This is a genomic window from Niveispirillum sp. GW835-FHT14G11 (assembly GCF_058793615.1).
The window spans coordinates 1-6,890 of sequence record NZ_JBXAFZ010000042.1; the positions used below are offsets into that span (position 1 = coordinate 1).

The following is a 6,890-nucleotide window of genomic DNA, read 5'->3' on the forward strand; positions in this document are numbered from 1 at the left end:
CATGATGCCGTGAGCACTCAGCAAATGGCGGCGTGACTCACGAACTTTTGCCGCCGACAATCCCGGCGCGGTTCAGGTTTTGGATCAAGCAGTGGAGAAAGTGGTCATTGTTCTGAGCAAGACGTGGAAAAAAACCACTTGATCCGTTGTGATCCTCGATTTCTCGTTTGAGGACGAAATTTGCCAACCAATCCACTCTTGGGGGGTGAACTACCGTGAACGACTTAGTTTATTCCAAGTATTCTGTCTGTTGCCGGTACATCGTTCCCGCCCCCCCACAGTAACGGCAGTCGTCGTGCTTCACATGTCCTTTTCCATGGCATCGCGGACAATCGACAATATCCCATCCGCGCCAATCGATGCCGTCGTAGATGTGCCTCTCCATCATGCCATTGCCGTCGCACGCAGGGCAGTCTTCATGGTTCACCCGTCCCGATCCCTCACACAACTTGCAGTCGATGTTTTGAAAGTCCTTGAGGTCGACTCGGTCCGCATATTGTTTCTCGATCCGGTATTCACCATGGCAAACGGGGCAGTCAGCATTCTTCCCCCGGCCCGCGCACAACGGGCAGTCGACGTTTTGAAAGTCCCTGAGATCAACTAGGTCCGCGTACCGTCTCTCGGTCCGGTATTCACCATGGCAGACGGAGCAATCAGCATTCTTTCCCCGCGCGGCGCACAGCGGGCATTCAACGTCGTCAAACTGATGAACGTCAATCCGGTCTGCGTAACGGCGCTCTAGCGCCCTATCGCCCTGACAAACTGGGCAATCGCCTCCACGAAGCCTGCCACCTCCCTCACAAACGGGGCAGGGCACCGTTTGAAATTGCGTGAGATCGACCTGCGTTGCGAAATTGGCATCGATCTCCCTGTCACCGTGACAAACCGGACAGTCATCTCCATTATATCGTCCACTGGCGTGGCACAACGGACATTTCACATAGCCTAAAGCCGCGACGTAGGTCTTTCGAATTTGACGAGCTTGCATGAGATGAACCTCCAGCGCGGGTTCTCCGCTGGAGGCTCGCCCCAGTTGCGGGAGCAATTGCTGCCTTATGGCTGTAACTTCCGGAGATGCGTCACTTTTTGCCGTGCGATAGAGGTCCATCGTGGCCTCAAGAGCAAGCTTCTTGACTACCGCCACTTCCTCTGGCGACCTTGCTGACTTAAAGTGAGATAATAAATCGTCACATCTCGTTAGAAGGGATAGCAATGTATCGTGAAGTTTTCCAAAATCTTGCCATTTCCACTTATTCCTAGCAATTAAAGCAAGTTTATGGGCTTTTATAAAAGAAACATCAACTCCTTTAGTGGAGAATATATTTTTGTCGTACATTGTATGATGATTCGCGCATAGCCATATTAAATTTTCTGGGTGATTGTTTTTGCTTCTTGAAACTGGATCAATGTGAGCTGCCTCACAGGCGTCAGAGTATTTGCCGCACATTGCACATTCGTAACCTGCTTCCCGTTGAATCTCTAATCGAATTCCGATTGGAACTGGAGGACGAGCCCCACCGACACTAGGCCAAGGAGCCTTCAGCCAATTATTAAAATCCAAAATCTCGCGTTTAGAATAGTAACGCTTATAGCCGCTCTTGTGAGCTAGCTTAAGCTTCCGGCTGTCTCCTTGCTTTGGCGCATAAGACGTAAACCACTTGAGGAGTTCTGGAGACATTCCGACCATAATTGCCGCTTCATATTCATACACTAAATCGTCAGCTTTGGACATGAAATGCATCTCCTTTTCCCTTAATTTCCTTCATTTTAACGCAAATATCCTACATAGTCGCGATCATTCTGCAGCCTTCAATGGCAACTGAAGGCGCCGGGGACACCCGTTTCTGCAAAATGCGCTGCGGGTAGTGGAGTCGTGCGCAAGGAGATAAGGAAAAATGTATCAGGATTGAAGCATAACTATTTCGATAGTGAATGACTGGCATGAATGCAAACCAGAAAATATACTCTCGTCCACCAAGGTGACGTCTGCCGGACCGGATGACAGGAAAAGGCCGGGGCGGCCGCCAACCACCCCGGCTCACTCTGTTATTCCGCCGCCTGAGCATAGGGCGTCTCCGCCCTGTCGATGGCCGATTCCCCACCCGGCGTCCGCAGCAACACCGGCAGCCAGCCCGTCCCCGCCAGCAATTGCTCGGCAGCCTCGGCCATGGGTTGTTTCTTCATGCTCTCCATTCGCCGAGCCGCCTCATCCGACACAGCCTCGCACACGGCCGACAGGATATGCGCCTTGGTGACGCGCCCCAGATAGGTCCGCACCGTCGGTGCCCAATGCGCCGTCATGTCGAGGCGGGTCGCCTGGGCCAGCCGATCCGCCATCGCCAGGGCCTGCGGACGACGTTCCCAGGGCTGGCGCACCGCGAAGGCCGTCAGGGCCACACAATGGGCCAGCAGCCGGCTCCGCTGCTCTGCGTCGAGGCCGACCAGGAAAGTCCAGAGGCCGGTACTGTGGCGGGGTAGTTGCACCGCCCAAGCCTCATGGCGCCGGGCCAGGGCCTGGGCCGCCGCCGTGTCGTCGATGCGGTCGGCATGGCCGGACAGCGGCGTGCTGTGGGCGCGGATGTCCAGGCAGGTGGCGTCCGTCTCGATGGCGAACAGGCTCGACACCAGGGCATGAGTCAGGGCGACGATGGCGATGTCGGGATGCTCTCCCAAGGTCAGCCGCAAGCCTAGGGTCCGATGCGCCGTCAGGTCGCGGACCAGCAGGTCGGACAGCGGCTTGCCTTCTCCCATGTCCTCATCCTCGCCATCTGGAGCCGGTGCAGCTTCCGCGCGAGCATCGTCAGGACAGAAGGTGGCTTCATCCTCCCCGCCGGCCGCTCCGGGTTCCGGCTCTGCCGGCTTCTCGTCCTCCGGTCGGATGAAACCCCGCTCGATGCGGGCCTTCCCGTCATGACCCAGCACAACGAAAGCGCCGCCGCGTGCGATGGTGTCGGGATCATAGGCCTGCTGGTGGGCCGCCAGCCGGTCGATCTCGCCATCCAGTTCCGCCAGCCGGGCCTCGACATCGGCCGGCAATTTCTCCAGTCCCTCATGGGCCAGGGACAGGGCGTCCTGCTCATCCTGGAGCGCGCCCAACCGCTGCTGGTCCGCCGGCGACAGGTCCACCACCAGCGGATAGTCCCGCCGCAGGCCCAGGGCGTAGGGGAAGTCAATGAAGGGCTGCACCCATTTCCAGCCTTCCGCCCGCACCCCGGCGGCCACGGTTTCCAGCTTGTCCAGCACCAGCCGGTCCAGCAGGGCGGCATCCTCGAAATAGCCGCCCTCATCCTCGCTGAACAGATCGCGCAGGATGGTGCCGCCCACCGCCTCATAGGCTTCGGCTCCAACGAAGCGCGCCCGGCGGTCGCTCGCCGGCACATGCGCCTCGGTCAGGGCTCGGCGGATGATATGCGGTTCCTTGTTCCAGGACAGGCCGTCATGGACCTGCTCCTGCCGTTCATGGCTGTCGGTGATGGCGAAGGCCATCAACTGGTCCAGGCGTAGGGTGCCCTCGCGGTAGATCGCCAGCAGCCGGGGCGACACCGCACCCAGGCGCAGCCGCTGCCGCACCACCTGCGCCGTCACACCGAAGCGGGCGGCGATGTCCTCGGCACCGAGCCCGCCTTCCTCGGACAGGCGGCGGAAGGCCTCGAACTGGTCGGCCGGGTGCAGGTTCTCGCGCACCACATTCTCGGCCAGGCTGATCTCCTGCGCGTCGCCCTCACTGATCAGGCAGGGGACCGGCGCGGTCCTGGCGACCTGCTTACGCTTGACCAGCAGCTTGAGGGCCGCCAGCCGGCGCCCGCCGCCACAGACCTGGTACTTGCCCGTCTCCTTGCCCCCGGCATCCAGGTCGGGCCGCACATTGAGGCTTTGCAGCAGGCCGTGGGCAGCGATGGAAGCCGCCAATTCCTCCAGCCCCGCGCTACCGCCGGTGCGGCGGACATTGCGGTCGCAGGGCACCAGCTTGGACAGCGGGATATCGCGGATGATGGTCGTGGTCATGTCCGGTCTCCTTGGGTCAGGGGGTGTCAGCGCAGCGCTGCGCTGCACCCCTGCCCGTCGGCGAGACCGGGGTAGCAAGGGCAAGGGCGGACGGGGCGGAGGGGGATCGCCCGGCCTGCACGGAGCGGATGCCGTCCTGCCGGCCCGGCCATCATCGCCCGCGCAGGAAGGCCGGGGAGACCGCCCTGTCCGGTCCCGGCACGGGACTTCACCCTTGCCCGCGCGAGGGCAGCGCCCTTAGCGCCGGAGACCTCGGGCCCGTGGTGATCCGTGGGAAGCAACGTGCCTGTCCTTCCAGGCAACTGGTCAGGGGGCGGCTTTGCGGGTAAATGGCGAAAGACGGTGGCGCCACGAACAGTGCCGCGGCAGGAGGACAGGACCAGAGATGAGTGAGAAGATCAGCAAGGACGACCTGGCCGCCCTCATCACCGAATGACGGGCAGCAGCAAGGCCAGCGGCAAGGAAAAGCCCTGAAGCGTACGCTGGTAGCCATCGCTGCGGGCCTGCAGAGCTGAACAGGTAAGCTACCGGCGCTCAATCACAAGTTTTTCCACCCCGACGCCGTGCGCTATCCAACGCTGGCAGTTCCCTTTTGCGGGTCGGCACCGGCCGGGAACCGCCTTTTCCACGAGCACGAATTGCTTTGCCGCCCGACATTGGTCACGGCGATGCTGCCAGCAGCGACGTGCATTGAATGGCGGTTAGCGCTATGATTCGCAAACAGTCCAATATTCCCTGGCAGCAGGACCAGGTGAAACGGCTCCATGAGCCGGGTCTGGTTCTGGCCACCCTCGGCAATCTGCCTGATCCGCGCCTCATTGAACTGGCGCGGTTGCTGGCCAGACGGGCTGCCCGGGAATGGTTTGAGGAAACCCGGGCGCGCGAGGTGCCGCGCCCCTGACCACATTGGAGGCCGCATGAAGGTCGCTCTCTATGCCCGCTATTCCAGCGACAGCCAGCGTGACGCCTCCATCGCCGACCAGTTGCGCATCTGCCGCGTCCATGCCGACCGGCAGGGCTGGCGCATCATCGAGGAATATACCGATCACGCCGTCTCGGGCGCCTCGTTGCTGCGGCCCGGCATTCAGGCCCTGATTGCCGACGCGCTGAAGGGCCGTTTCCAGTTGGTTCTGGCCGAGGCCATGGACCGGCTCTCCCGTGACCAGGAGGATATTGCCGGCCTGTTCAAGCGCATGGCCTTTGCCGGCATCAAGATCATCACCCTGTCGGAGGGCGAGGTCACCCATCTGCATGTCGGGCTGAAGGGCACGATGAATGCCCTGTTCCTCAAGGACCTGGCCGACAAGACCCATCGCGGCTTGCGCGGGCGGATCGAGCAGGGCAAGTCCGGCGGCGGCAACGCCTATGGCTATGACATCGTCAAACAGTTCCAGGCCAATGGCGAGCCTCTACGCGGTGACCGCACGATCAACAAGGCCGAGGCTGACATCGTGCGGCGCATCTACCGCGACTACGCCGCCGGCAAATCGCCCAAGCGCATTGCCCTGGAACTGAACAATGAAGGGGTCAAAGCTCCCGGCAGTGAAGCGTGGGGCTTCAGCACGATTCTGGGCAGCCGCAAGCGCGGCACCGGCATACTCAATAACGAGTTGTATATCGGCCGGCTGATCTGGAACCGACAGCATTTCGTCAGGGACCCCGACAGTGGCAAGCGCCGCGCCCGGCCGAACCCGGAAGCCGACTGGATCATTCGTGATGTGCCCGAGTTGCGCATCATCGACGAAACCCTGTGGCAGGCTGTCAAGGCCCGGCAGGCAACGGTACGCGATCAGGGCATCGACCTCACTACGGGCGAGGAGACTGCCACCAGTCTTCGGGATCGCAGGCGGCCGAAATATCTGCTGTCGGGACTGACCCGGTGCGGCTGCTGTGGAGGCGGCTATTCAATGATCTCCGCCGTTCTGGTCGGCTGCTCGACGGCGCGCAACAAGGGGACCTGCGGCAACCGGCTGAACATCCGTCGTGACCGGTTAGAGGCGCGCGTGCTGGACGCACTGCGCTATCATCTGATGGATCCGGCTCTGTTCAAGGAATTCTGCGATGAATTCACGCGCGAGATGAACCGTCTGCGCATGGAAGGGCGGGCCTCGATTGAGGCCGCGCAAGCGGAACTGCACCGTATCGACAAGCAGATTAGTGCCACGGTCGATGCCATTGCCGATGGGATGTATCATCCTTCCATGAAGGAGAAGATGGACAGATTGGAATCCCGGAAAACAGCGTTGCAGCAGTTTCTGGCCGAAGCCGTCGAGCCCCCGCCCCTGCTCCACCCGGAAATGGCGCAGTTCTATCGTCAGCAGGTGAGCGAACTGCATGCGGCCCTGCGGGACGAGACCGATGCCACCCGGCTTCAGGCTGGGGAGATCCTGCGCTCGCTGATCAAGGAGATCGTGCTGACGCCGGAAGATGGCGTGCTGCAGATCGACGTGCGCGGCGACCTCGCCGGCATCCTAACCATTGCCGTAGGCGGCAAAGCTGTCGGCGCTTCAAAGCAAAAAGGCCGCCCTTTTGGGGCGGCCTTAGCTTACGACATTGTGTCGCAACTGGAACTGGATGCGGGGGCAGGATTTGAACCTGCGGCCTTCAGGTTATGAGTTTGAAAAGTATTCATACGACGAAATACGACACCGCAAACTTTAATACGCTAACTTCATGTTTTACAACACTAATACCAATTTGCCATTGCCCCTCAAATACGACCACGTTACCCTGATTTCACTCTCGTTTGTTACCTATACGCTACCTGCGGAACGCTGGCTTGCCCACGACTTGTTGGTAGATTTGGAGCCCCCATGGCGAAGCTGACGAAGCGTGTGGTCGACCAATTGGAACCCGGAGCAGTCGAAACCGTCCATTGGGACGAT

At 60.6% G+C, this 6,890-nt stretch carries 3 protein-coding genes; 1 reads left to right on the forward strand and 2 read right to left on the reverse strand.

The genetic code is table 11. From position 1 onward, the window contains the following. Window positions 1–229 precede the first annotated feature (229 nt). Together AC1Q7F_RS32375 and AC1Q7F_RS32380 are read right to left on the reverse strand one after the other, a co-directional pair. Window positions 230–1,732, reverse strand: a complete 1,503-nt coding sequence (locus AC1Q7F_RS32375) for a DnaJ-like cysteine-rich domain-containing protein (RefSeq protein ID WP_492512673.1) — start codon at window positions 1,730–1,732, stop codon at window positions 230–232. Window positions 1,733–2,046: 314 nt separating this feature from the next. Next, complete coding sequence (locus AC1Q7F_RS32380; protein ID WP_492512674.1) at window positions 2,047–4,005, reverse strand: ParB/RepB/Spo0J family partition protein; 1,959 nt, start codon at window positions 4,003–4,005, stop codon at window positions 2,047–2,049. 764 nt (window positions 4,006–4,769) lie between these two features. Here AC1Q7F_RS32380 and AC1Q7F_RS32385 point away from each other — a divergent pair. Then, the gene (locus AC1Q7F_RS32385) at window positions 4,770–6,620 is read left to right on the forward strand and encodes a recombinase family protein (protein WP_492512675.1); all 1,851 of its coding nucleotides are present in this window, start codon (window positions 4,770–4,772) and stop codon (window positions 6,618–6,620) included. The last annotated feature ends 270 nt before the right edge of the window (window positions 6,621–6,890 follow it).